Annotated in this window: 25 protein-coding genes and 1 riboswitch; of the genes, 12 read left to right on the top strand and 13 right to left on the bottom strand. The window is 60.1% G+C overall.

All coding sequences use genetic code 11. The features are described 5' to 3' along the window. Positions 1–52 precede the first annotated feature (52 nt). Positions 53–130, top strand: a riboswitch (SAM riboswitch). Between the two features lie 79 nt (positions 131–209). The 3 genes from metX (at position 210) to WA367_RS03715 (ending at position 3,032) form a co-directional block, all read left to right on the top strand. Beyond that, on the top strand, positions 210–1,376 hold the full coding sequence (gene metX / locus WA367_RS03705; RefSeq protein ID WP_336055431.1) for a homoserine O-acetyltransferase MetX: 1,167 nt from the start codon (positions 210–212) through the stop codon (positions 1,374–1,376). Then, entirely contained in the window at positions 1,376–1,990 is a 615-nt protein-coding gene (gene metW / locus WA367_RS03710) for a methionine biosynthesis protein MetW (RefSeq protein WP_336055432.1), read from the top strand. The genes metX and metW overlap by 1 nt, the downstream gene beginning before the upstream one ends. 82 nt (positions 1,991–2,072) lie before the next feature. Beyond that, on the top strand, positions 2,073–3,032 hold the full coding sequence (locus WA367_RS03715; RefSeq protein WP_336055433.1) for an omptin family outer membrane protease: 960 nt from the start codon (positions 2,073–2,075) through the stop codon (positions 3,030–3,032). Here WA367_RS03715 and WA367_RS03720 read toward each other — a convergent pair. Further along, positions 2,998–4,113 carry an NAD(P)H-dependent flavin oxidoreductase gene (locus WA367_RS03720; RefSeq protein ID WP_336055434.1) on the bottom strand — a complete coding sequence of 372 codons (1,116 nt, stop codon included), beginning with the start codon at positions 4,111–4,113 and terminating at the stop codon, positions 2,998–3,000. The two genes, WA367_RS03715 and WA367_RS03720, sit on opposite strands and share 35 nt — an antisense overlap. 2 nt (positions 4,114–4,115) lie before the next feature. Continuing rightward, on the bottom strand, positions 4,116–4,874 hold the full coding sequence (locus WA367_RS03725) for a methyltransferase domain-containing protein (protein WP_336055435.1): 759 nt from the start codon (positions 4,872–4,874) through the stop codon (positions 4,116–4,118). 106 nt (positions 4,875–4,980) lie between these two features. On the opposite strand from WA367_RS03725, the gene gloB reads away from it, so the two are divergent. Beyond that, entirely contained in the window at positions 4,981–5,748 is a 768-nt protein-coding gene (gene gloB / locus WA367_RS03730) for a hydroxyacylglutathione hydrolase (RefSeq protein ID WP_336055524.1), read from the top strand. Positions 5,749–5,750: 2 nt separating this feature from the next. On the opposite strand, the gene yddG is transcribed toward gloB, so the two are convergent. Both yddG and WA367_RS03740 read right to left on the bottom strand, forming a co-directional pair. After that, a complete protein-coding gene (gene yddG / locus WA367_RS03735) occupies positions 5,751–6,632 on the bottom strand; it encodes an aromatic amino acid exporter YddG (RefSeq protein WP_336055436.1) in 882 nt (293 codons plus the stop codon). A gap of 89 nt (positions 6,633–6,721) precedes the next feature. Beyond that, positions 6,722–7,483, bottom strand: coding sequence for a DUF3108 domain-containing protein (locus tag WA367_RS03740; protein WP_336055437.1), 762 nt, complete (start codon positions 7,481–7,483; stop codon positions 6,722–6,724). A gap of 235 nt (positions 7,484–7,718) precedes the next feature. Between WA367_RS03740 and rpmB the strand changes: the two genes are divergently transcribed. Beyond that, positions 7,719–8,015 carry a 50S ribosomal protein L28 gene (gene rpmB / locus WA367_RS03745; RefSeq protein WP_036486185.1) on the top strand — a complete coding sequence of 99 codons (297 nt, stop codon included), beginning with the start codon at positions 7,719–7,721 and terminating at the stop codon, positions 8,013–8,015. A gap of 66 nt (positions 8,016–8,081) precedes the next feature. After that, positions 8,082–8,708 carry a VUT family protein gene (locus WA367_RS03750; RefSeq protein ID WP_336055438.1) on the top strand — a complete coding sequence of 209 codons (627 nt, stop codon included), beginning with the start codon at positions 8,082–8,084 and terminating at the stop codon, positions 8,706–8,708. Here WA367_RS03750 and WA367_RS03755 read toward each other — a convergent pair. The 4 genes from WA367_RS03755 to WA367_RS03770 form a co-directional block, all read right to left on the bottom strand. Then, positions 8,705–9,727 carry an esterase-like activity of phytase family protein gene (locus WA367_RS03755; RefSeq protein WP_336055439.1) on the bottom strand — a complete coding sequence of 341 codons (1,023 nt, stop codon included), beginning with the start codon at positions 9,725–9,727 and terminating at the stop codon, positions 8,705–8,707. The two genes, WA367_RS03750 and WA367_RS03755, sit on opposite strands and share 4 nt — an antisense overlap. Then, entirely contained in the window at positions 9,702–11,594 is a 1,893-nt protein-coding gene (gene cobT / locus WA367_RS03760; RefSeq protein WP_336055440.1) for a cobaltochelatase subunit CobT, read from the bottom strand. The genes WA367_RS03755 and cobT overlap by 26 nt, the downstream gene beginning before the upstream one ends. Positions 11,595–11,607: 13 nt before the next feature. Next, positions 11,608–12,594, bottom strand: coding sequence for a cobaltochelatase subunit CobS (gene cobS / locus WA367_RS03765; RefSeq protein ID WP_036486541.1), 987 nt, complete (start codon positions 12,592–12,594; stop codon positions 11,608–11,610). An 85-nt stretch (positions 12,595–12,679) separates the two neighbouring features. Further along, on the bottom strand, positions 12,680–13,309 hold the full coding sequence (locus WA367_RS03770; protein ID WP_336055441.1) for a J domain-containing protein: 630 nt from the start codon (positions 13,307–13,309) through the stop codon (positions 12,680–12,682). Between the two features lie 146 nt (positions 13,310–13,455). Here WA367_RS03770 and WA367_RS03775 point away from each other — a divergent pair, with 146 nt between their 5' ends. Further along, positions 13,456–13,755 (top strand): BolA family protein, encoded by a 300-nt coding sequence (locus WA367_RS03775; RefSeq protein ID WP_336055442.1) that lies wholly within the window; start codon positions 13,456–13,458, stop codon positions 13,753–13,755. A 6-nt stretch (positions 13,756–13,761) separates the two neighbouring features. On the opposite strand, the gene WA367_RS03780 is transcribed toward WA367_RS03775, so the two are convergent. The 3 genes from WA367_RS03780 to WA367_RS03790 are packed head-to-tail and all read right to left on the bottom strand — an operon-like array spanning position 13,762 to position 16,773. After that, entirely contained in the window at positions 13,762–15,054 is a 1,293-nt protein-coding gene (locus WA367_RS03780) for an HlyC/CorC family transporter (RefSeq protein ID WP_336055443.1), read from the bottom strand. After that, positions 15,051–16,184, bottom strand: a complete 1,134-nt coding sequence (gene aroB, locus WA367_RS03785; protein WP_336055525.1) for a 3-dehydroquinate synthase — start codon at positions 16,182–16,184, stop codon at positions 15,051–15,053. Before aroB ends, WA367_RS03780 begins: the two co-directional genes overlap by 4 nt. Before the next feature lie 7 nt (positions 16,185–16,191). Continuing rightward, complete coding sequence (locus WA367_RS03790; protein ID WP_336055526.1) at positions 16,192–16,773, bottom strand: shikimate kinase; 582 nt, start codon at positions 16,771–16,773, stop codon at positions 16,192–16,194. Positions 16,774–16,923: 150 nt separating this feature from the next. Between WA367_RS03790 and WA367_RS03795 the strand changes: the two genes are divergently transcribed. The 5 genes from WA367_RS03795 to WA367_RS03815 all read left to right on the top strand — a co-directional run bounded on the left by WA367_RS03795 (position 16,924) and on the right by WA367_RS03815 (position 20,744). Beyond that, the gene (locus WA367_RS03795; RefSeq protein WP_036486197.1) at positions 16,924–17,073 is read left to right on the top strand and encodes a hypothetical protein; all 150 of its coding nucleotides are present in this window, start codon (positions 16,924–16,926) and stop codon (positions 17,071–17,073) included. 1 nt (position 17,074) lies between these two features. Next, entirely contained in the window at positions 17,075–17,989 is a 915-nt protein-coding gene (locus tag WA367_RS03800; RefSeq protein ID WP_336055444.1) for a site-specific tyrosine recombinase XerD, read from the top strand. Between the two features lie 92 nt (positions 17,990–18,081). Beyond that, on the top strand, positions 18,082–19,032 hold the full coding sequence (locus tag WA367_RS03805; protein WP_336055445.1) for an acetyl-CoA carboxylase carboxyltransferase subunit alpha: 951 nt from the start codon (positions 18,082–18,084) through the stop codon (positions 19,030–19,032). Between the two features lie 234 nt (positions 19,033–19,266). Next, positions 19,267–20,517 carry a L,D-transpeptidase family protein gene (locus tag WA367_RS03810; protein WP_336055446.1) on the top strand — a complete coding sequence of 417 codons (1,251 nt, stop codon included), beginning with the start codon at positions 19,267–19,269 and terminating at the stop codon, positions 20,515–20,517. Next, the gene (locus tag WA367_RS03815; RefSeq protein WP_336055447.1) at positions 20,514–20,744 is read left to right on the top strand and encodes a sulfurtransferase TusA family protein; all 231 of its coding nucleotides are present in this window, start codon (positions 20,514–20,516) and stop codon (positions 20,742–20,744) included. Before WA367_RS03810 ends, WA367_RS03815 begins: the two co-directional genes overlap by 4 nt. 12 nt (positions 20,745–20,756) lie before the next feature. Here the strand turns inward: WA367_RS03815 and WA367_RS03820 are convergent, their stop codons facing one another. After that, positions 20,757–21,776: a CobW family GTP-binding protein gene (locus WA367_RS03820; protein WP_336055448.1), complete on the bottom strand. Its 1,020-nt coding sequence runs from the start codon at positions 21,774–21,776 to the stop codon at positions 20,757–20,759. After that, positions 21,769–22,890 (bottom strand): D-alanyl-D-alanine carboxypeptidase family protein, encoded by a 1,122-nt coding sequence (locus WA367_RS03825; protein ID WP_336055449.1) that lies wholly within the window; start codon positions 22,888–22,890, stop codon positions 21,769–21,771. Before WA367_RS03825 ends, WA367_RS03820 begins: the two co-directional genes overlap by 8 nt. Between the last annotated feature and the right edge of the window lie 217 nt (positions 22,891–23,107).

Consider the following 23,107-nt stretch of genomic DNA (forward strand, 5'->3'; position numbering starts at 1 on the left):
TCACTTAGCCCATCACCAGCGTTGACGCAAAGGGGCTTGAGGCTTAAAAGCAGCCCGATCTCGTGGTGATTTGGCCGGTCGGCTTGCAGCCACGTTAAACAAGTCGCTAAAAGGCCGTGCAGCGTTCCTGACCGGCTTTGCGATATTTGCATTGGCCGGTTTTTTTGTGCCCGCTGCCGTGAGGCGCATAGGGGCGAAGGAGCGTGGATATGGTGAAATCCCGGGTCGCGAAAGCGCGGGACGAGGCGAACAATCCCTCCAGCAAGGTGGTGCGGTTCGGACCAGACAAGCCGCTGCATCTTGCCGCCGGTATCACGCTGTCGCCGTTCCAAGTCGCCTATCAGACCTATGGCGAACTGAATGCGGACAAGAGCAACGCGATCCTGATCTGCCACGCTCTGACCGGCGACCAGCATGTTGCCAACCAGCATCCGGTTACCGGCAAGCCCGGCTGGTGGGAAGCGCTGGTTGGGCCGGGCAAGGTCATCGATACGGACCGCTTCTTCGTCATCTGCTCGAACGTGATTGGAAGCTGTCTTGGTTCTACCGGACCCGCTTCCCTCAACGAGGAGACCGGACAGGCTTATGGCCTCGGCCTGCCGGTCATCACCATCAAGGACATGGTGCGCGCGCAGGCCATGCTGGTTGAACATCTGGGCATCGAGCGACTGTTCTCCGTCGTCGGGGGGTCGATGGGAGGCATGCAGGTTCTGGAATGGGCGGCAAGCTATCCCGAGCGCGTAAACACTGCGGTGCCCATTGCCACGGGCGCGCGCCACACGGCGCAAAACATCGCCTTCCACGAAGTCGGGCGCCAGGCCGTCATGGCTGACCCGGACTGGCGCGGTGGCGCCTATCTGAAGGATGGACGCCATCCCGGAAAGGGGCTCGCTGTCGCGCGCATGGCCGCGCATATCACCTATCTGTCCGAGCCCGCGCTGCACCGCAAATTCGGCCGCAACCTGCAGGATCGCGACCAACCGACCTTCGGATTTGACGCCGATTTCCAGATCGAAAGCTATCTGCGGCACCAAGGCATCACCTTCGTCGATCGCTTCGATGCCAATTCCTATCTCTATCTGACGCGAGCGATGGACTATTTCGATCTGGCGAGCGAGCATGGTGGGATGCTGTCGAAAGCCTTCAAGGGCACCAGGACCCGCTTTTGCGTGGTCTCCTTCACTAGCGACTGGCTGTTTCCAACCGAAGAGAGCCGCATGGTGGTTCATGCACTCAACGCTGCCGGCGCTTCCGTTTCCTTCGTGGAGATCGAGACCGACCGCGGCCATGATGCCTTCCTTCTCGATGAGCCGGAATTTCATGCGGCGATTGATGGTTTCCTGAAAGCTGCGGCGCGCAATGCGGGGCTGATCTGATGAGTGTAAACAATGCACAGCGCGTGGACCTGCAGGTCATTGCCGATCTGATCGAACCCGGGTCGAAGGTTCTAGATGTCGGGTCGGGCGACGGATCGCTTCTCGAACTGCTGCAGGTGCAGAAGGGGGTGGACGGGCGCGGGGTCGAGCTGTCCCAGCGAGGCGTCAACGAATGCGTGGCGCGTGGGCTTTCTGTCATTCAGGGGGATGCGGACCGCGACCTTCGTTTCTATCCTGACAAGGGCTTCGACTATGTGGTGCTGTCGCAGACGCTGCAGGCCACGCACAATCCCAAGAAGGTGCTGGACGAGCTCTTGCGGATCGGCGACCGCGCCATCGTTTCCTTTCCTAATTTCGGGCATTGGCGCGTGCGGCTCTCGCTACTCATGAAGGGGCGAATGCCGGTGACGAAGGATCTGCCCTATTCCTGGTATGATACGCCGAACATCCATTTCTGCACGATCCGCGATTTCGTGGAACTTTCGGACGAACTCGGAGCAACCGTCGAAAGCGCCACGGCACTTGATGCGACTGGCCAGAAGATTGGCCTCTCCATGCCCTGGTGGTTCTGGAACTTCTTCGGTCAGCAGGCGGTGTTTCTTCTGAAGCGCTGAAGATCACCTGCAGGTTCTTTCCGGTTGCCTTTCTTAACCAATAGGTTGGTAGGGAGGGCCGGGATTTGAACGGGGTGGTTTCATGAAGAAGTTGAGTTTGGCGGTTTCTGTGTCCTTCCTTTCGGCCTTGCCTCTGCAGGCAGCAGAACTGGAGGCTGTTGGCAATCCGGACCTGATCGTGCCAGAGCGTATCCGTCTGCTTGGCGGCGTGGGTTATGCGTCACTGAGCGCGGAAGAGTTCGTCTATGACGATGCCGGCAATCGCATCAGCCAACTTTTCTGGGAGTCCGACGTTCCGGTCGTGACTGCGGCAGCGGAAATCGACCTTGGCAACAATTGGGGCATCATTTCCCATGTAACAATCGGCCTCAACGGCGACAGTCATATGGTCGACTATGACTGGCTGGATGCCGCACCCAGCTTCGCTTTTGAAGACTGGTCGGATCGCTCTGAGCATCCGAATACTGATCTGGAGCACTATTTCACCGGTGATATTGCGCTTGGCCGCAACTTCTCGCTGGTGACCTCAAGCGTCAATCTGCACGCCGGTTTCAAATATACGGATGTGAGATGGGCTTCCTATGGCGGCTCTTATGTCTATAGCGAGAATGGCGGATACCGGAACGAGACCGGCACCGAGCCTGAAGGCCAGCGCGCCATCTCCTATCGACAGAAGCTTCCCGGTGTCTTTATCGGCGCACGTGCGCAAACCCGCATAAGCGACCTCACCCTGATCGCGCAGGCGCGTGGGGGTGTGACGATCAACGCACAGGACCACGACTGGCACTGGCAGACCAACACCCGTTTCGATGACGAGTTCAACGCCCTGCCATTCATCAGCCTCTCAGGACGGGCAGAATATGCCGTGGCTCCGATGACAAGCATCTTCCTGGCCGCGGCCTATGACCGCTATTTCCACGGTGTTGGAGATGTCGTGCTCAGCAAAATCGATGACGGCATGGTCACCGACAGCGATGCCGACGGTGCCGGTGCGCAGCTTGAGGCGGTTACGATCTCCAGCGGGCTGAGCCTGCGCTTCTGATGCGCTTGAAGAACGAGGGCCGGGCCATCTCCTCGGCTCCTTCCATCAGGCTTTTGAAGATTTCTTCGGCAGGTGCCTCCCTCGCCAAGGCCACCGCCTGACCGGCCCAAAGTGGCGAGAAGTCCCCGGAATCGCGTTCTTCCGCTGCGTTGCGCAGCGGAGTCAGGGCGGCAGTCGCGCGCGGGAAGGCGGGGGCGTCTGCCGCGATGGGGCCGAGCTCCATGATTGCCCTGTTGATGATGCTTCTGGCGGGGCGACCGGTGAAGATGTTGGTCAGTACCGTCTGGTCGTCCTTTGCTTCTGCCAAAGCACGGCGGTGAAATTTCGAGGTCAAGGCTTCCGGCGAGCGCAGGAAGGCAGTGCCGATCTGGACCGCAGATGCGCCGAGCTGGAATGCTGCGGCTATCGCCCTGCCGTCGCCAATGCCACCTGCTGCGATAACGGGCAAGGTAACCGCATCCGCCACCTGCGGCACGAGCGCCATGGTGGTTGGCTGTGCTGCAAGCGAGCTTTCCATAAAGATACCACGGTGGCCACCGGCCTCCACGCCTTGAGCGATGACCGCGTCGCAGCCACGCGCTTCGAGCTCGCGCGCCTCTGTGACGGTGGTCGCTGTCGCAATGACCTTCGCGCCTGTGACGAAGACTCGCTCCAGCAAATCGGCATCGGGCAGACCGAAATGAAAGCTCACCACCTCCGGTTTCAGCTCCTCGACCAATGCGCAGGCTTCCTCATTGAACGGATTGCGGCCTGCGCCGGAAATCTCTTCAGGCGGCTGTACATCGAGCTCCTTGTAATAAGGCGCCAGTCGCTCCAGCCACAGGCTTTCGCGGCTCTTGTCCGCATCCGGTTCGCAGTGGCAGAAGAAGTTGAGATTGAGCGGCCCGGCGACTGCCGTCCGGATGGTCAGGACCTCCTTCCGGATCTGGTCGGGCTTCAGCATCGCGCAGGGGAGCGCGCCGAGGCCACCTGCTTTCATCACCGCAATGGCAAGTGCGCTGCCACCGGAGCCTGCCATCGGGGCAAGCAGCAGGGGCTTGCTGATACCAAGCATTTTCGTGATGCGCTCGTCATGCCACATAGCTATTCCTCGACAGGCTCGCGTTTCGCCCCGGCCATGGTTGCACCCTGCGGTGAGAGCACCGGCACCAGAACCTTGCGCTTCTGGCGTCTGGTGACCCTGATGCCCTGGTAGAGGCGCTTTTCAGCTTCCACCACGAGTACGCCTGCGAACAAGGGCCAGAACCGCCGTCCCGCCTGCTCCATCCACCGGTGCAGGCGCATGATCCAGCGCTTTTCGGAAGGTGGGAAATGCAGGGCATCGGCCCATTTGGTCGGCGTGAAATTCGCTTCGCGCAGGATCGTGGTGAGCTGTGCGCGCGAATAAGGCCGGCCCGTGCCGAAGGGCGTATGTTCAAAGCGCGCCCACATGCCGCGTCGGTTCGGCACGACAAGGATCAGCTTTCCGCCAGGGGCAAGCACCCGCCAGATCTCGCTCAGTGCCTGGCCCGGATTCTCCATGTGCTCCAGCGTGTGCACCAGCAGCATGCGATCTATTGAGGAATCGCTCAAAGGCAATTCCTCCTCGAAGACCAGTGCCGTGGCGGAGGGAGCTTGTGCCGGCCAGCGAACCGCACCTTGACGGGCGGGCATGAAGGCAAAGCAACGCTCCGCATCCGGCGCGAAACGCTCCAGCCAAGGCAGAGCATAGCCAAGCCCCACCAGCCGTTCATCGGGAAGACGCGACCAAAGGCTTGTCAGCGCCATCGCGATGGAACGCTCGGTAAGCCTTCCCAGAACGGAGGAATAAAATGCCTTGAGATCAACGATATCAGAATTCATGGCGGTGACGGTATGTTCACCCTCGTTCGGGCGCAAGAATTACCTGCCGGAGATGACAAGCAGGCGAGCCCGCTCTATCGTGCGCGGCGACCAGATGGAGGGGATGATGACGCTTCAGATCGAACAGTTCATGTGCCGGAGTGATAATTTCGGCATTCTGTTGCGCGACAGCGAGACGGGAACCGTTGCACTGGTCGACGCGCCAGAGGAAACGGCCATTCTGGAGATGATTGGTCGTACTGGCTGGCGGCCGAGTTTTATCCTCACGACCCATCATCATCCCGACCATGTGGAGGCCAATCTGGCGCTCAAGGAGCGGTTCGGGCTCAAGATCATCGGTCCTGCCGCAGAAGCTGATCGCATACCCGGTATTGACCAGAAGGTAGGTGAGGGTGATGTCGTGGAGATCGGCGCAGCCAGGGCGCGTGTGATCGAGACGCCCGGCCACACGGCAGGGCATGTCTCCTATCATTTTGCCGGAGCGAATGTCGTCTTCACAGCCGACACACTATTTGCACTTGGATGCGGGCGGCTTTTCGAGTGCAAGCCACCGGTCATGCTGGAAACGTTGAAGAAGCTGGCGGCGTTGCCACTGGAAACGCAAGTCTATTGCGGACACGAATATACGCAGGCGAATGCCCGCTTCGCGCTGACGGTCGATCCATCAAATTCGGCCCTCAAGGAGCGTGCCGACAAGATCAAAAGATTGCGCGCGGAAGGCAAACCAACGCTTCCCACCACGATTGCCGAAGAGCTTGCCACGAACCCCTTCATGCGCTGGCATGACCCGGTCATCCGGCGCAATCTGGGTATGGAGCAGGCGAGTGATGCGGAAGTCTTCGCGGAGATCCGCAAGCGCAAGGATCTCGCCTGAAACTACTCCGCCGGTGCAGCGGATCGCTGGCGCAGGATCATGTTCTTGGCCGCCAGTGCAGCGCCTCCGGTAATCAGGAGACAGGCCGCAACGATGTTGGCGGTCGCTTCGGCCTGACCGGCAAGGATCAGCACGATGGTGGAAAGTAGAGGTGCTGCATAGCTGGCGGCGCCCAGCACCTGGATGTTCCCGTGCTTCACGCCGAAATCCCAGGCGTAGAAGGCTGCTCCGACAGGCAGCAGACCGAGACCGGCCACGGCCAGCCATTCCTGCAGCGTGGCGGGCCAAATGGTGGTTTCAAGTGCCAGGTGACAGAGCGCCGAAAGTGCTGCAGTTGCCGCGCAGTACCATGTCACTATGCTGGTCGGCACCGCCTGAAAGCGACGCGACAACAGCGAATATCCGGACCAGAAGAGCGCGCAGGCTCCGGCTGCGGCATAGCCGAGGGCGAATTCGGAATTATAGGTGAAGCCGCCCCCTTTCGTGATGATGAGGAAGGTTCCCGCCAGGCCCATCAATGCACCAGCGATGTGGTGCCAGCCCAGGCGCTCACCAGGCATCAGGGCGGAGCCAAGCACGATGAGCAGCGGCCAGAGATAGGCGATTAAACTGGCTTCTACTGCCGGTGCGTTGCGCAGCGCGGTGAAATAGAAGAAGTGGTAGCCGAACAAGCCCGCAATGCCCACGATCCACGCGGTCACCGGCACGGGCTGTGCATTGTCGTTTGGCGTGAAGGGACGGGCCGCAAGACCAAGAAGGGCAGCAACGCTGAACGATAGCGCCGATAGCAGGAATGGCGGTACATTGCCCGAGGCTGCGGTGAACAGGGCCAGCAGCGCCCACATCACCACAGCGGAAAAGCCTATCAGTGTCGCCTTGATCATGTTGGTTGCCCTGCTGCCAAAGTCATGCAGCTTTTGCTCTCACCGGAGCTTATGCGCAATGGCACAGATCATCCCATTGGTACGGTGCATTACCGGGTGCGCCGCGCCTTTACATGCACGTTGCCGATCTTTGTTCCCACGATTGCTTCGGAGGGCGAGTAGAGGCTGGTGCCTTCGACCGGGTTGAATCCGATGCGAATGACCGCCTTGTCGCGCAGAAACTTGATTGAGGAATGGTTCGGGCGATGTCCGGAAAGCGGCACGAATTTCCCCCGGCAGGTGACGGCAGCCTGTTTGAAATGTTCGCTGCGTGGGGCAGGGGACAGTTTGAGATCAATCCGCATTTCGCCGTCATAGACTTTCAGGGTCTGACGACAGACAGAGGCCGCATCGCTCGTGTTGATCAGGCTGGCGGAAATCGGGTCAGTCACGCCTGAGAGGTGGCTCTTTTTCAGCGGTACCTTGTCCTTGCGCTTCTTCAGTTCCGGGACGTTCGTTGTTTTGCTCACCTTTTCGCCGCTGAAGGCAATGGTCGTGCGCTTTCTCTTCTTGCCGCTTTCATATTTCAGGTCGTAGCTGGAAGGGCGCACTTCACCGCCTGCAAAGCGCCCATTGATGCTTATCGTGCCGTTGGTCTGGTCGAAGATGCGAACGAGCCCCGCGCTCGCGAAGCTGCCGGAGATTGCATAGCCGGCCTTGTTGAGGCGGGTGTCGAACTCCGCCTTGCCGATGGGCAGACCCAGATAGTAGGCGTCATAGCGCATGCGCACCGAGCGCTCCTGCGTCACGGCCGCAGAGGGGGCAAGACAGGCACCGGTCAATGCAAGCGCAAAAAGATGGCGGATCTTCATTTCAGTTCCTTGGATGGGCGTCCCTTCATTTTGTATGAGAAGGTCAAATCCGGCATTTATGGGGATGGTCCTGCAACTTCAGGTGCTCTCTCGGCACGGGAGGCGCTGTTTACTTGACGTTATGGCGGAATGCCTTTATGGGAAGCGCAATTTCCACGAGGCTGCTTGATGCTTTCACTAGCCGCACTCACAGGTGCGGTGGGAGTATCATGGCCCGAAAGATAAGGTAGAAAATATGTCCCGCGCTTGCGAACTGACCGGTAAGGCCGTGATGAGCGGCAACAATGTGAGCCACGCCAACAACAAGACCCGTCGGCGTTTCCTGCCCAATCTGTGCGATGTGACGCTGATGTCCGAGGCTCTCGGCCAGAACTTCCGCCTGCGCGTTTCCGCTGCAGCACTGCGCACGGTCGAGCATCGTGGCGGCCTGGACGCTTTCCTTCTAAAGGCAAAGTCCAACGAGCTGTCCCAGCGTGCCCGTCTGATCAAGAAGCAGGTGGCAAAGAAGCTTTCCGAACAGGAAGCTGCATAAGCAACCCGATCCTTTCGGATGGGCCCTTCGGGCCCGTCCACTGGTTCCATCACCCAGGATAAAAAAATGACACGCATATATGCTGTCTGGCCCTTCGTGGCCGCAATGGCCGTTACGGTCGTTGCCTCCAACATTCTCGTTCAATACCCGTTCAGCCATCTTGGCCTTGGTGAGATCCTCACCTGGGGTGCCTTCACCTATCCGGCTGCGTTTCTGATCAATGATCTGACCAATCGCCGCTTCGGGCCTGTCGCTGCGCGCAGGGTGGTGCTTGTTGGTTTCGCTCTGGCTGTTCTTCTGTCGATATGGCTTGCCACGCCGCGCATTGCGCTTGCGTCGGGCACGGCCTTCCTCTCCGCTCAGTTGCTTGATACCGCTGTCTTTAACCGGCTGCGGGGCAATGCCTGGTGGCGTGCGCCGCTGATCTCCACGCTGATCGGTTCGGTGCTAGATACGGTGCTGTTCTTCTCGATCGCATTTGCGGGAGCCTTTGCCATCCTCGACACCGGTCTTGGCCTTACCGACGGCTCGCTCGCCTTCGAAGTGCCGCTGCTTGGTTTTGGCGCCATGGTGCCGCTTTGGGTCTCGCTGGCGCTAGGCGACTTCGGCGTGAAGATCCTGGTGGGGCTGGCGATGCTGGTTCCCTATCGTGGGGTCCTGGCTCTGACCCAGCCCGCGGAAGCTGCAAGTTAATCAATCAGATCCTGCAGCGTGAACTCCAGATAGAGATTGCGCTGCAGGATCGAGTGATTGTCGTCTGACATGATCGAGAGCATGGTGGCGCCGTCCTGGCGCTGCCAGACATCCAGCGCTTCCATATTGTCGATCTGGTAGCTCATGTCTGCTTCCAGCAGCACCTGACCATCCACAAGCGCATCCCTGGCCAATGTGTTACCGCCAATGCGGCGCAGACGCATGGCGACGCCCGTGGCCATGGAAAAACGGCGCTCGAGCAGTATGAGATCGCCGGAGGGCAGGAACGCACCGTCGGTTACGTCAAAGTCGTCCGACCGCTTCACCTTGAAAATGCCCTTGCGGGGCCCTTCGAGGATGGCGGCGAAGATGTTGCCGTTCTCGTCAATGCTGCGCTCGCTGACTGCGATGCGGGCGCCCGCCAGGGCACCGTTGGCAGGCGCATAGGCGATAGTCTCGAAACTTCGGTTGGAGCGAAGCTCGTTGCGAGGAACGAGATAGTCCACTTCGCTGAGCGGCCCGCCGGACATGTCCTCCGAAAGCTCATATTCCACGACACGATGAACGCGCTCGAAGCCAACCGTGGCACGGCCATTCCCGACGGCCAGGGCCTCGGCATCGGTCGTCCACTTCTCGCCACTGGCATTGCCATTTTCGTCACGGATGGGGTCCATGCGCGCATTGTTGATTCCGCTCGGGCGCTGGTCATCATCATGTTCCACCTGACCCCGCAGCCAGAAGCCGGTGTCAGTTACGGCCAGAAAAGTCGTGCCGTCGATAAAGCGCATGGAGGAGATTGCGCCGAAATCGCGAGCAGGGGAGACCATTTCCAGTCCACCGATGAATTCCAGTGAGCCAAATTCGCTCTGCTGATGTCCGATGCGGAACTGCTCAATCGGGCGCGCCTTAATCTCGATGGCTTCCGCCTGTGCCTGTGTGACACTGCTGATTGCAATCAGGCTGATGCAGCCGCTGGCGGCCAGACGGAGCAGGCTAGCCCGCACGGCGCATGTTTCCATTACGGCTTCCGCGTCCGCGCCCTTCCTCTTCGAAAAGCGATGCAAGCTGCTCGGTCATCGCGCCCGCCAGCTCTTCCGCATCGACGATGGTGACGGCGCGGCGGTAATAGCGCGTGACGTCGTGGCCGATGCCGATGGCGAGAAGCTCGACGGGTGAGCGCGTCTCGATCAGGTCGATCACGCCGCGCAGGTGGCGTTCGAGATAATTGCCCGGATTGACCGACAGGGTGGAGTCATCCACCGGCGCGCCGTCGGAGATCATCATCATGATCTTGCGCTGCTCCGGCCGCGCCATCAGGCGCTGATGCGCCCAGAGAAGCGCCTCGCCGTCGATGTTTTCCTTGAGCAGTCCCTCGCGCATCATGAGGCCGAGGTTGCGGCGCGCGCGGCGCCAGGGGGCGTCGGCGGATTTGTAGATGATGTGGCGCAGGTCGTTGAGGCGGCCCGGTGTGGCGGGCTTGCCGTCCTTCAGCCACTGCTCGCGCGCCTGCCCGCCTTTCCATGCGCGGGTGGTGAAGCCGAGTATTTCCACGCGCACACCGCAGCGCTCCAGCGTGCGTGCAAGGATATCGGCACAGGTTGCCGCAACCGAAATCGGGCGACCGCGCATGGAGCCGGAATTGTCGAGCACCAGCGTCACCACGGTATCGCGGAAATTGGTGTCCTGCTCCTGCTTGAAGGAGAGCGGCTGCATCGGATCGATGACAAGGCGCACGAGGCGGGCCGTATCCAGAACACCTTCTTCGAGGTCGAAGTCCCAGGAGCGGTTCTGCTGCGCCATCAGGCGGCGCTGCAGGCGGTTGGCCAGCCGCCCGACAACGCCCTGCAGATTGGCGAGCTGCTTGTCGAGATAACCGCGCAGGCGGTCAAGCTCTTCCTCGTCGCAGAGTTCTTCAGCGCCGATGGTCTCATCAAATTTGGTCGTGAAGACCTTGTAATCCATCTCGCTGGCCGCCTGGTCGAACGGGTTGTCCGGCCTGCGCGCCTCGCCGGGCGTCTCCGTGTCGATATCCTCGTCTTCGCCCGCATCTTCGGCGGTGGACTCGGATGGCTCGCTCTCGCCAGTTTCCTGGTCCTCGCCGGCGGCATCGCTTTCCTCGGCCTGGGCGCTTTCGCCCTCGGCCTCGTCGGTATCGCCTTCGTCGGAAGAGTCTTCGCCTTGCGGCTGGTCTTCCGCGTTCTCGTCTTCGTCGAGAGGTTGCTCTTCTTCCAGCTCCTCGCCCATCTCCATCGAACCGAGCAGGTCGCGCACCGTACGCGCGAATGCATCCTGATTTTCGATATTGGGCTCAAGTGCCTCGAGATCTGCTCCGGCCTTTTCCGTAATCCAGTCGCGCCAGAGCGCGACAAGCTTCTCTGCGCTTTTCGGCGCCGGGCGCCCGGTCAGTTTCTCGCGGACCATGAGCGCGACCGCTTCCTCAAGAGGCGCTTCCGAGCGGCTTGTCACATCGGCGAGATTAGCACGCGCATATTTGTCTTCCAGCATGGCGGTGATGTTGTCACCCATGCCCGGCATCGCACGAGCGCCAATCGCTTCGACGCGGGCCTGTTCGACCGCATCGAAGATCGCACGCGCCTGCTGGCCCTGGGGTGCCAGCCGGCTGTGTAGCTGCTGGTCATGACGTGCGCGGCGCAAGGCCATGGAGTCACCCAGGCCACGCGTCACTTCCAGTGCTTCGGCAGTCGCCTTCTTTCCCAGTTCCGGGAGTCGCGCCCTGCTTCCGCTCAAGCCTGGCTTGTCTTTGGAGAAGACGACTTCGAGCTCATGATCACCTGCCACCGCACGCATGCAGCTCGTGACCGCGCGCTTGAAGGGGTCAAGCGGCGCATCATGGGGCTGGCCAGGCTTGCGGTTGGACGTGCTCAAAGGATTGCCGCTCCTAGCTCAGAACCACATTGGCTGCGGATTCCGGCAGTTCCTCCCCAAAGGCGCGCTGGTAGAACTCGGCCACAATTGTGCGCTCGAGCTCGTCGCATTTGTTAAGGAAGGTGAGGCGGAAGGCAAAGCCCACATCGCGGAAGATTTCGGCATTCTCCGCCCACATGATGACCGTGCGCGGGCTCATTACGGTGGAAAGATCGCCATTCATGAAGGCCGACCGGGTCATGTCGGCGACGCGCACCATACGGGAGATGGTCTCGCGACCTTCCTCGTTCTGGTAATGCTTCGCCTTGGCCTGGACGATCGAGACTTCCTCGTCATGGGGCAGATAGTTCAGCGTCGTCACGATGGACCAACGGTCCATCTGCGCCTGGTTGATCTGCTGCGTGCCGTGATAGAGGCCGGTCGTGTCGCCAAGGCCCACGGTGTTTGCCGTTGCAAAAAGGCGGAAAGCAGGGTGCGGGCGCAAAACGCGGCTCTGGTCGAGAAGCGTCAGGCGACCGGAAGATTCCAGAACACGCTGAATCACGAACATCACGTCCGGGCGACCGGCGTCATATTCATCGAAAACCAGCGCGACATTGTGCTGGTAGGCCCAGGGCAGCATGCCGTCCTTGAATTCGGTGACCTGCTTGCCTTCCTTCACCACGATGGCATCCTTGCCCACGAGGTCGATACGGCTGACATGGCTGTCGAGATTGATGCGCACCAGCGGCCAGTTGAGGCGCGCGGCGACCTGCTCGATATGGGTGGACTTGCCCGTGCCGTGATAGCCCGAAACCATGACGCGGCGATTGTATGCAAAGCCTGCAAGGATCGCCATGGTGGTCTGACGATCGAAGAGGTAGTCCGGATCGATATCGGGTACGTAGGAATCGGCGGTCGTATAAGCCGGTACCACCATGTCCGACTCAAAACCAAAGGTCTCCTGAACGGAAACGGTCGTGTCGGGCAGGTTGGCGATATCGCGGTCCATCTGGTTCATCATGCCTCCAGCGCTCGCTTGTGCGTTTTTCCAAGCCGGCGCAGCCTTTTTCGTGAAAACCCGGAACGTCTAGCAGAGATCGCGGTCAGCAGAAACCCGCCTGCCTGAGAAGCCGGTACGCCTGAAGAACTTCTCGCAGACGGGCTTCGGAACCACGGTCGCCGCCATTCGCATCGGGATGGTGACGCTTTACCAGGGTTTTATAGCGCGCCTTGATGTCTTCGCCAGTCGCTTCTGCGCCAAGACCAAGCGTTTCCAGCGCCTTGGCCTCAAGTGGCCGCACTCTCTTGGCAGGTTTTGCAGCTCGGGCTTCCGCTGCGGCTTCACCGAAGAGATTGAAGGGGTCGCCAATGCGCTTGTAGTAGCCTGCGCGGCCAGAACGGAAGGGTGCAAAATCGCCGGAAGGCCTGGAGCCACCGGGTCCCGTCAAACCGACCTTCCATGTCGGGCGATGTCCGGTCAAAGCCTCTTTCTGGAAACGCTGGATATCCGTGTCGCGAAGGCCGGAAAAGTAGTTGTAGCCTTTGTTGTATTCCCGGACATGGTCAAAGCAGAAGCGGAAATACTCACCCTCCCGCTCCCGACCGACAGGCGCACGATGGGTGCCCGGCGCATCACAGCCATCCCACTGACAGCGCGGCGCACTTGTGTCAGCGTCAGCCTTCTTGTCGGGCCGGATCCTGATTTTCTCGAAATATTTCGAGTTCACTTTCATCGCTTACCTGGTTCGTGCGAGTGAGTCGGGAATTATGGACCTTGAGCCGGGCGAAACAAGAATTGACTTTTCGCAGCTAAGGGACCTAGCCAGACAAATGAGAAGATTTCAGGGGTGCGCGCCCCATATGGGTCGAGGAGACAGTAATGTCCATACAGGAACGCATTGAAAAGAAATTGAACGAAGCCTTTGCGCCGGAGCGCATGCAGGTCCTCAATGAAAGCCACCTCCACGCCGGTCACCACAATCGCGATAGCGCGGGCGAGACCTTCGACGGGCAAGGTGAAACACATTTCCGCGTGCGGCTGGTCTCACCCAAATTCGCGGGCATGGGGCGTATCGACCGCCACAGGGCGGTCAATGACGCATTGGCACAGGAACTGGCCGAGGGTGTTCATGCGCTGGCAATCGAGCCAGCCGCGCCCGGTGAGGCGACGCGCTGGTAGCGAATGTCAGTCTGACTTTGCCAAGGTGGTTTCGTCTACTGCCGGGCGGATGCGCAGCTTCGTGATGCGGTTCTTGTCACGCTTCATCACGATGAAGCGCTTGCCGAAGAAGGTGAAGGCCTGCTTCTCTTCGGGGATCGTCTGCGTCTCGTGAATGACGAGCCCGGCGATAGTCGTGGCTTCCTCGTCGGGCAGGTTCCAGTCGAGCGCACGGTTGAGGTCGCGGATCGGCACCGATCCATCGACCACGACAGAGCCGTCCGCTTCCTGCTTCACGCCCTGCATGTCGACATCGTGTTCGTCGGAGATGTCGCCGACGATCTCCTCGATGATGTCTTCCAGCGTGACGAGCCCTTCCACCTCACCATATTCGTCGACGACGATGGCGATATGGGCCTTGCGGCGCAGGAAGGCGTTGAGCTGGTCCTGAAGCGTGGTGGTGTCGGGCACGAACCAGGGCTTCGACGCAACTTTCATGATGTCGATGCGGCTCGAGTCATTCTCGACATCGTTGAGCGCGCGCAGCAAGTCCTTGGCGTGAACGACGCCGACAATGTTCTCGGTGGAATTGCGCCAGACCGGTATGCGTGTATAGGGGCTGCTGAGGATCTCGCGGACCACGGTCTCGGAAGGATCATCGGCATTGACCGAGCGCATATTGGTGCGGTGGATCATGACGTCGGAGACTTCGAGTTCGTGAAGGTCGAGCAAGCCACCGAGGCGATCACGGTCCTGCTTGTAGACGCCGCCTTCGCGGTGCAGCACTTCCACGGTGCCACGAAGTTCTTCATGTGCGGAGAGCATGAATGTGTCGCGCGAGAGGCTTACGCCGAACAGGCCCAGCATGATGCGCACAAGCGCATTGGCAGCCGACGAGAGAGTGCCGAAAAGCAACACGACCAGTCGGGCAAAGGGAGCGACGAATAGCGAGAAGCGCTCCGGGTTCGACAGGGCCCACGACTTCGGCAGGATCTCCGCGAAGATCACCAGAAGGACGGTCATGATAATGGTGGCATATGCCACGCCCGCTTCTCCGAAGAGATTCAGGAAGAGGCTCGTCGTCAGCGCGGAAGCAAGAATGTTGACGAGATTGTTGCCAATGAGCAGCGCTCCCACCAGCCGGTCGCGTCGCGTGACCAGAGTGGCAACAATGCCAGCATGCTTGTCGCCTGCCTGCTCGAGCGTGTGCAATCGCGCACGCGAAACGGCTGTCATTCCCGTCTCTGTGCCGGAGAAGAAAAAGGAAAGGGCGATGAGCCCGATGATGATGCCGCCGGTGATCAGGATTTCGCCGGTCATTGCGGTCTGTTCTCCCTCAGGAAGGACAATACTTCAGAGGCCGGCACATCGCGTGCGATGAAGGACCGGCCGATGCCATTGGTCAGAATGAAGGTCAGCGCGCCGCGCGAAACCTTCTTGTCCTGCGCAATATAGGTAAGGAGCCTCTCTTCGTCAGGGAGATCGCCCTTGATGTCACTCATGCGCGTGGGAAGGCCCACTTCGCGAAGATGCGCCTCGACACGTTGTGCATCGTCAACGCTTGCCAGGTTCATGCGGGCGGAAAAACGATGCGCCATGACCATGCCGATGGAGACCGCTTCGCCGTGAACGAGCCGTGAGCTGTCATAGGCGGTGGCCGTCTCCAGCGCATGGCCGAAGGTGTGGCCGAGATTGAGCAGGGCGCGCTCGCCGGATTCGCGTTCATCGCGCGCAACGATGTCGGCCTTGGACTGGCAGGAGCGGGCAATCGCATCCACGCGGGCGGGGCCGCCTGCAAATATGTCTTCCCAGTTCTTCTCCAGCCATTCGAAGAAGTCGGGCTGGTTTATGAGACCGTATTTGGCGACTTCCGCATAGCCAGCGCGAAACTCCCGCGGTGTGAGTGTGTCGAGCAGAGCCGTATCCGCAATGACGAGTCTCGGCTGATGGAAGACGCCGATGAGGTTCTTGCCATGGGCGGAGTTTATGCCGGTCTTGCCGCCAACGGAGGAATCCACCTGCGCCAGTAGGGATGTCGGGATCTGGACGAAGTTCATGCCGCGACGCACGATGCCGGAGGCAAAGCCGGCCAGATCGCCGACCACGCCGCCGCCTAGTGCTATAACCGCGTCACCCCGTTCAAGACGTGCAGACAAGATGCCGTCCACGACCGCCTGCAGATGCTCGAAGCTTTTGCTCTTCTCGCCAGGCGATACGGTGATGACTTCATTTCCGATACCGGCATTTTCGAGGGCGGACTTCAGTGTATCCAGATGGAAGCCGGCGACGGTCTCGTCCGTGACGATGGCTGTGCGCGCGCCGGGCAGGGTGCGCGCCAGAAGATTGCCCGCTTCGCGCAGGATGCCGGGGCCAATGACGATCTCGTAGCTTCGCTCTCCAAGGCCCACCTTGACTGTGGTTTGGTGTCCCGCTGAAGCGTGATCGTTCATCATGTCCTCATTGATCCTTGAAGAGGTGCGCTGCAAGACCTTCCAGTACCTCGGCGGCGATCACGTCTTTCGATTCGTCGCGTGTGCGTACCACCACATTCGCCTCGCCATAGAGCGGGTAGCGGTCTGCCATCAGCTTCTCCATTACCGCACGCGGATTTTCCGTCTGAAGAAGCGGCCGGTTCTGGCGTTTGGCGACACGTTGCATAAGCGTGTCGAGGTCTGCCTTGAGCCATACGGAAACGCCGTTGCGCGCAACGGCCTTTCGGGTGCGCTCGCTCATGAAAGCGCCGCCGCCGGTGGAGAGGACCTGCGGGCCCTCACGCAGCAGGCGGGCCAGCACGCGGCGCTCCAGCGAACGAAATTCGGCTTCCCCGTAGTTTGCAAACAGGTCCGGGATGCTCATGCGCGAGACGGATTCGATCTCGTGGTCGCTGTCGATGAAGGGGAGGGAGAGTGCGGATGCCACCTTGCGGCCGATGACGGTCTTGCCGGCTCCCATAAGCCCGACGAAGACAATGCTGCGCCGCCCCAGCCGTTCAAGCAGGGTTCGTGTGTCTACGCTGTGCTTGATGGCTGTCTCTGTCATCCCCGCGCCAGCATTGTTGAACTCACGCCGGTTCGACATGAAAAGGCCTTCGTCGTCAAGCAATTGTCATGTGCAAACTTGCATTGACCCACCCAAGTGCTCATAAGATCGACATCCGCTTTGTTTTTAAATGCTCAGGGCTGATTGCTGATGCCGACCCTCTTCCGGCTTATTACCGTCATCGCCGTATTGGTGGGTCTGGTCTATGGGGCAATGTTCGCGCTCGCGACATTCGTGGAGCCGAAGAAAGGCGAGATGAAAGTGCGCATTCCCGCCGAACGGCTGACAGATCAGCGCTGACATGAGCGGCTTTCGGGTCGAAACATTCCTGGAAATGATGGCTGCCGAACGCGGTGCCAGCGACAATACGCTTGGCGCCTACAGGCGCGACCTCGAAGATGCCAGCGCCTTCATGGACGGGCCACTCGAGAAAGCCAGTGCAGATGACATCCGGGCGTTCCTGTCGGACATGGCGGGGCGCGGCTTCACGCCGGGCACGCAGGCGCGCAAGCTTTCGGCGCTGCGGCAGTTCTTCCGCTTTCTCTATACGGAAGGCATGCGCGGTGACGACCCTACCGGGGTACTGGACAGTCCAAAGAAGGAGCGGGCACTCCCGAAGGTTCTCGGTGAGGATGAGGTGAGTGCGCTTCTGGCGCGCGCCGAAGAGGAAGTGCATGCTGCAGCGCCGGGCAGTGAAGAACATCTTTCGGCGCTGCGTATGCAAGCGCTTCTGGAGGTGCTTTATGCCTCCGGCCTGCGCGTATCCGAACTGGTCAGTCTGCCCGTCACCGTGGCGCAGCGCGATGAGCGCTTTTTTGTCGTGCGCGGCAAGGGGGGTAAGGAACGGATCGTTCCCCTCTCACAGCGTGCGCGGGCGGTCATGAAGCAGTGGCTCAAATCTCGCGCAGGAATAACTCAGTTCAAGGATAGTCACTGGCTTTTCCCCGCGGCCTCGCAGAGCGGTTACCTGCCAAGGCAGGTTTTTGGTCGGGAGCTGAAGGCGCTTGGTGCGCGGGCCGGGATCGCGTCTGCCAAATTGTCACCGCATGTGTTGCGCCATGCATTTGCCAGTCACCTTCTGCAAAACGGTGCTGATCTGCGTGCAGTACAGCAACTTCTTGGCCACTCGGACATTTCAACAACACAAATCTATACACATGTGTTGGAAAAGCGGCTGGAAGAACTGGTGCAGAATCACCATCCGCTTGCCGATTAGGCAGATGACGGTTATGTGAGGCGCACATTCAGCGGTTGTTGCCGCATCGGCAACATGCAGCCGTATCGTAGATCCCGTGTCCGCAGGCGCTCATGTATAACTATCTGGATTTCGAAAAGCCCGTCGCAGATCTCGAAGGCAAGATCCTCGAGCTCAAGAAGCTAAGCGAAACCGGGGAGGCCGTCGATGTGGCCGATGAGATCGCCCGGCTTGAGAAGCGCTCACGGGATGCCCTTCGTGACATCTATCAATCTCTGACGCCCTGGCAGAAGGCACAGGTCGCGCGTCACGCGGATCGTCCGCATTGCATGGATTATGTCCGACAGCTCTTTACGGATTTTACGTCGCTTGCCGGTGACCGCAGTTTTGGCGATGACGAAGCGGTTGTTGCAGGCTTTGCCCGCTTCAAGGGCCAGTCTGTCGCCATCCTTGGGCAGGAAAAGGGCAGCGATATGCAGAGCCGCCTGCGGCATAATTTCGGCATGGCGCGCCCGGAAGGCTACCGCAAGGCGGTGCGTGTCATGGAGCTTGCCGAGCGTTACCAGATCCCGGTGGTAAGCCTGGTGGATACTGCCGGTGCCTATCCCGGCATTGGAGCGGAAGAACGTGGCCAGGCCGAAGCCATTGCGCGCTCAACCTCCAAATGCCTCAGCCTCACCGTCCCGAACATCTCCGTCATCATCGGTGAAGGCGGTTCCGGCGGCGCGATTGCAATTGCGACGGCCAATCTGGTCTACATGCTGGAGCACTCGATCTACTCGGTGATTTCGCCGGAAGGTGCGGCTTCCATTCTCTGGCACGATTCCACGCGGGCCAAGGATGCTGCAACGAATATGAAAATCACGGCCCAGGACCTGCTGGCACTCAAGGTGATCGACGGCATAATCGACGAGCCGATCGGCGGTGCCCATCGTGCTCGCGAGGCGGTGATCGAAGCCACGGGCGAAACGATCGAGAAGGGCTTCAACGATCTTCAGGCCGCCGGAACCGATTACCGCGAACATCGTCGCGAAAAGTTCCTGGCCATCGGACGCACGCTCTAGCTCTACTGCTATCACGGCTTGTTGAGACCCGACCGCGCGCAAGGCTGCTTGCGTGCGAATGCGACTGTTTGTATCAATTTGCCACAAAATCGCCGCTCAAATGCCCAATCTAGCCGGGGCCCAGCCGAGTGGGGTGATTGGCCGGTAATCATTTCTCAAGCTTAACGGGTGTTTACTGGACGCTGAAGTGGGACGCGCGGATTGTCTGCGCGGTGTGAAGTCTAAGAGATGTTCATGATACGTCGCCTTGCCAGAGCCGCTGTAATGGTCTCCGCAATCGTGCTCGCTGGCTGTAGCGGGTCCCTGGAGGATATCGCGCCCAAGGCAGAGCGAGAGCTCCCGCAGAAAATCCTTACGCAGATGAAGGCAAAGGGCATGCGCAAGGATGCCCCCATCATGATGCGCATCTTCAAGGAAGAAGGTGAGCTTGAGGTCTGGAAGCAGAAGACCAACGGCCGCTACGATCTGATCGCCAGCTACGATATCTGCAAATGGTCGGGCAAGCTTGGCCCGAAATATACCGAAGGCGATCGCCAGGCGCCGGAGGGTTTTTACACTATCGGCCCGGCCCAGATGAATCCGAGATCGCAATATCACCTTGCGTTCAATATTGGTTTTCCGAACGACTACGACCGCGCCAATGGCAGAAACGGCACGCATCTGATGGTGCATGGCGCTTGCTCGTCTGCGGGTTGCTATTCGATGACGGACGAGCAGGTCGAGCAGATCTACGCCTTCGCCCGTGATGCGTTCCGTGGCGGGCAGCAAGCTTTCCAGCTGCAGGCCTATCCATTCCGCATGAGCGCTGCCAACATGGCGCGCTACAAGGATGACCCGAACTATCCGTTCTGGACCATGCTGAAGGAAGGCTACGATTATTTTCAGGTGACCAAGCAGCCGCCCAAGGTGGATGTCTGTGAACGGCGCTATGTGTTCAACAAGGTTGCCGCGGATGGTGCGCGTTTTGATCCTGTTGCCGCCTGTCCGCCTGCAACGACGCCACAACCGCTGCTGACGGCCTATCAGAGCTATCAGAAGGCCTATCAGATGGACTTTGCCAAGGCGATGAAGTCCAAGCGCAGCCAGGAGACCAAGCCTTCCATCTATGGCGTTCAGGAAGCCGCTCTCGTTGCTGATTGGAGCCGCCGCCGTGCTCGTGGCGAGCGCGTATCGGCCGAGCCTCCGAGCCTTGCGCCCTCCAATGGCAATCTGGCGCCAGGAACCATGACCGCATATTCGTCTCCGACTTCGGCCGCTGCCGACGCAGAGCCGCAAGCGTCCGGCTCGACGGTTCCTGCGCCACAGGTGCCGGAGACGATTGCTGATGGTCAGGCTGCCGTAGAGACGCAGCAGACTGCAGCAGATCCTGCCGTCCTGCCTGCTCCCAATCCGCGGCGTTTCGGTGACGGGCAGGGTGGCGCAGAAGGGCCCGGCGCCGTTCAACGCGCGCGCGGTGCGATCACCAATCTGTTCGGCGGACAATGACCTCCAAAGTGGAGCACTACGATCTGCGTGGGCTGAACTGTCCGCTGCCGGTTTTGAAAGCGCGCAAACGTTTGGCAGCAATGCCACAGGGCGCGCAGCTATGGGTCGAAACAACCGACCCGTTGGCGGTCATCGATATTCCTGCCTTCTGTCAGCAGGAAGGTCACAGGCTGGTGGAAACTGCCCCTTGCGAGGGTGGACATCGCTTTTTGCTCGAGCGTGGCTAGAGCGCTTGCTTCTCATCCGTCGAAACTGAAGCCTGATATGGACAGCGGGTTGTCTTCCAGTGCGGCCCGGTCGGGTCGATCAAGCACGGGCTGACCGGTAAAACTGGCGAAAGTGTCTTTGATCAGGCCGATATCCAATCCCTCGCCAATCAGCACCAGCATTGTACCATTCGGAACCGCGTGCTTCTGCGAGGGAAGGCGTGCCGGTTCTTCAAGCGTGCGGCCGACCGCCTGCAGCAGATAATGGCCTTCTGGCGTCTCGACGGTGCCCTTCAGGCGCAGAAGCCGCATGCCGGAACGGGCGAGCACCCAGTCGCAAAAACCTGTGACGACGTTCAGGGGGAGAGTGCTGTCGTGGCTCAGCACAAGTGATTTGGCAGTGCCATGGCCATGATCATGGGTGGGCTTCTGGCGGGTGCCCGAAAGGCCCAGTGTGGCCACATCGCGCGTGAGCAAGGCAGCGAGTTCATCCGGTGCGATCGCGGAAAAAAGCTCCGCTGTCGGATTGACGGAGGAGATGCGCGCCGCAGCGCCGTGGCGGTCCGTTTCGCCCAACCGCTCCGCGCGCGTGAGAATTATCGCATGGGCGAAGGCGATCTGTCGCGTGGCTTCTTGATGGCCAAGGAGCGTTTCGGCTTCGGCGAGATTTACGACAGTAACAACCATTGCCGGCTGAAAAGCGTGCGCCAATACCTCATCGCGCAAAAGCGCTTCGGCTACAGGGGCTGGATCGGCGAGGCCGCTCGTTTCGATTATGACCCGGCTGGGTTCGTATTCACGTTCGGCCAAGGCGCGCAGGGCATCGACCATCTTTCCGCGCACCGCACAGCACATGCATCCATCGGCGAGTTCGGTCACGTCATCTGAGACCGAGGAGACGATCAGATGGTCAACCGACACCTCCCCGAACTCGTTGATGAGAACGGCCGCATTCGAGAAGGCCTCGTGAGACAGAACGCGGTTCAACAGCGTCGTTTTGCCCGCACCGAGAAAGCCGGTCACGATTGTTACCGGAATACGCTTATCAGCCACCCTGCGCCGCCTCCGCTGCGACCGGTTGCGGTTCCGGCCGGTAGTCTGGACGCGGAGTGGGGATCGGCACATCGGCATATTTCGGCGCCGTGGAAGCCGGACCGTCGGCACCAAAGCGGACGACCTGAAACTGGGGCTCGGTGGCGCGTGCCGTGACGAATTGCGAAGCTTCGATCAGTACGTTCTCGTCATCGCCCCGGTCGATGCGCGCCTTCACAACCTCGGGCGAACACACGGTCGACCGCAGATTGGCGGGCTCCATGTCTTCCGGGCGCTGGGCGTACATCGCAACGGGCGTCGGGGTTCCATCTGTTTCATTGGCAAAACCCTTTTCCAGAAGCGTTGCCGCAAGGGCAGCGCGCTCCACCTGACCGGGTGCGCCAAGCACGACGGCTGCCAGGGTCCGGCCGTTGCGTGTTGCCGTCGCCACCAGATTGAAGCCGGACTCGCAGACATAGCCCGTCTTCATCCCGTCCGCGCCGCGAAAGCGACCAAGAAGATAGTTGTAGTTCGGGTAGCGCTTTTCCCCGACGGTGAGGCCCTCGATCCTGTAGAGCCAGTCATACTGAGCAAACTCGGTGCGCAGCGCACGCGTGAGGATGGCCATGTCGCGGGCAGTTGTATATTGCCGCGCGGCGAACAGACCGTGGGCGTTGACAAAGTTGGAGCCGGTCATGCCGAGGCGCTTGGCCTCTTCGTTCATCAGGGTCGCAAAGCCATAGGTCGAACCCGCCAGGCTCTCCGCAATCGAGGTGGAGATATCATTGGCAGATTTCACCATGATGATCTTTAGCGCTTCCTCGAATGTAAGCACGGTACCAGCCGGCAGGCCGATCTTGCTCGGCGGCTCGCGCGTCGCCTTCGCGGAGATGGTGACGGGCGAATTCATCTGGATTTGCCCCTTCTCGACCGCGCGCAGCACCGTATAGGCTGTCATCAACTTGGTGAGGGAGGCGGGGTACCAGCGCTTGGTCGCATCTTCCTCGGCCAGAATCTTGCCGCTGTCGATTTCCATCAAAACGTATGGCTCTGCCTTGGCTGCTGTGCCTGCCAGCGAAGCCATAACGAGCAGCGTGGCAGCAAATGCTGCCGATATATGTCGTTTGAACCGCATGAGCGCCCCTAAACCTGCATGAATCAGTGCATGCTGCTGCGTATGCCCGAGAGCAACATGGCTGCCGTCACCGGTGGAACTGCCGCATCTCGGCTCGCCACCCACCAGCATATCGGCATTGTAACGCCGTTATCTAGAGCATATGACCTGATGATGGCAAAACGAACTCCGCGACGATTTGCTCCTTATTTGCGCCTCGGAAAATTGCAGGACCCTC

It is taken from the genome of Nitratireductor sp. CH_MIT9313-5 (assembly GCF_037029545.1).
Classification (GTDB): Bacteria; Pseudomonadota; Alphaproteobacteria; order Rhizobiales; family Rhizobiaceae; genus Chelativorans.